The sequence below is a fragment of the Paenibacillus sp. LHD-117 genome (genome assembly GCF_030929555.1).
In the GTDB taxonomy this organism is placed as follows: Bacteria; Bacillota; Bacilli; order Paenibacillales; family Paenibacillaceae; genus Pristimantibacillus.
The window spans coordinates 1-1,875 of sequence record NZ_JAVFVT010000072.1; the positions used below are offsets into that span (position 1 = coordinate 1).

General features: G+C 52.4%; 1 protein-coding gene. It reads right to left on the reverse strand.

Features of this window, described 5'->3' with window-relative positions; translation table 11 throughout:
* Positions 1-56: 56 nt before the first annotated feature.
* Positions 57-1,349: a group II intron reverse transcriptase/maturase gene (gene ltrA, locus RB620_RS30025; RefSeq protein WP_308100829.1), complete on the reverse strand. Its 1,293-nt coding sequence runs from the start codon at positions 1,347-1,349 to the stop codon at positions 57-59.
* Positions 1,350-1,875 lie beyond the last annotated feature (526 nt).

The following is a 1,875-nucleotide window of genomic DNA, read 5'->3' on the forward strand; positions in this document are numbered from 1 at the left end:
ACGTGAGGTTTTCCCTCATACGGCTTTCCGATGTTCGTCTATCATGTGCATGCAGATTACAAGAGCGTTTTGAGCCCACACTGTTTGGACATAAACTTAACCTCGCCGATGGAACTTATCCATCGCGAGCGTTGCCGCTTCTTTGCATACCATCTCGCAAGCCTCTGTAGGATGTACCAGTCCAGCTTCGCCATCTTCAGTTGGCTGTAGGCGGTGTAGTAATAATTCCGCCAGCCTTGTATTTTGGGATTCAGCCAGTCCACGTGCTCAAGAATTGACTTGTGTCGCATACTTGGCGGTGCCAGACGGTTCTTCACGACTTCCCGGATGCGTTCTTCCGCTTTCCGAGTCAGCCATTGCTGCGTGGTGTAGTACACTTTTCCTTTAGAGGTTTCAGCTTTCGTCTTGCGATGATGCATACCGAGAAAGTCGAAGCCTTCTTCTCCTGTCCATAGTCCGACGATGCGCGTTTTGGTCGGATGCAAGGTGAGTTCAAGGCGCTCCATGATCGTACGAATGATTTCGTACGCGCGGTCTGCGTCCTTTCTCGTCTTGCATACGACCACGAAGTCATCCACGTAACGCGTCAGTTCCCCGTGTCCGCTGCCATGCCGTTCCCACAGGATGTCGAAGTAGTTTAGGTAAATGTTTGCAAGTAGCGGAGAAATAACCCCGCCTTGCGGCGTTCCCAAATCTGAGCGCCTTACCGTTCCTTCTTCCATCACTCCCGCTCGTAACCACTTCTGAACTAGCTTCAAGATACGTCTGTCGCTGATCCGCATTTCAACCAGCTTCATGAGTTTCTCTTGGTTAATGTTGTCGAAGTAGCCTTGGATGTCGACGTCGATCACCCAATTCCCTTTGCGGTTGCATGCCTTCCGGATTCGGTCAAGTGCCCCCTTCGCGCTTCGCTTCGGACGGAATCCAAACGAGGATTCCTGAAAATCTGCTTCAAAGATCGGTTCCATGATCAGTTTTGTTGCCATCTGTATGACGCGATCTCGGACGGTCGGTATGCCAAGCGGCCGTTGCTTCCCGTTTTTCTTCGGGATGTAGTGCCGCCGAACAGGCTGTGGGTGGTAGCGCCCCTCTTTTAGAAGCCGATGGCATTCAAGCAAGAAGAGGTATTCCCCTTGTTTCTCAATGTCCGACAGCGTTTCGCCGTCGATGCCAGCCGAACCTTTATTTGCTCGCACCTTGCGCCATGCTTCCCACAAGATGTCCATCCGGTAGACCTTGTCATATAGGGCGTGGAATCTACGCTTCTTGCTTTCCTTGGCCGCATGACTTAGTTTCTCTTGGAGTTGTTGAACGTTTTCCTTTGGTGTTGTTAGCCGATTGGCATTCACTGACTCGTACCTCCTTAAGAAACGTGAACAAAGCAGGGCTCCTTCCCTCCCACAGGTTATGTTGTCCTGCGGTTCCTCGGTACTATGAGCCCCTCGGACTCCCTTCCTGCAAACAACTCATTTCACCTCTCAGGCTTATAGAGCGCCTCTTTACGATTTTTTTTCTCGTGCAGGGGAGGGTCTCCCCAGTTCACTGCATCTTCTTTCATACCATGCCGCTCCCTCTACGCCGGAGGATTCTTCGCTGCCGCTCCAAGTTCCTAGCAGCTTCCATGGCCTTCGTCCAGTGCGCCGAGACTCGGCTTCCTCTTTTCCCTCTTGCGGGGCCTTTTTGACGACGCGGCAGGATTCACTTCATGTTACGGCCTGGTGTGTTGCTCACTCTGTCTCTGACAGAATTTTACGTCGATACGCTTTTACGCACAGATTTCGCCATACGTAAGTATCCAAGCTACGCGGGGGCTTGGCCCCTCCCGCGACCGGACTTTCACCGGCTAGAAGATGCGTGCTTAGCTGGGCACGCGCG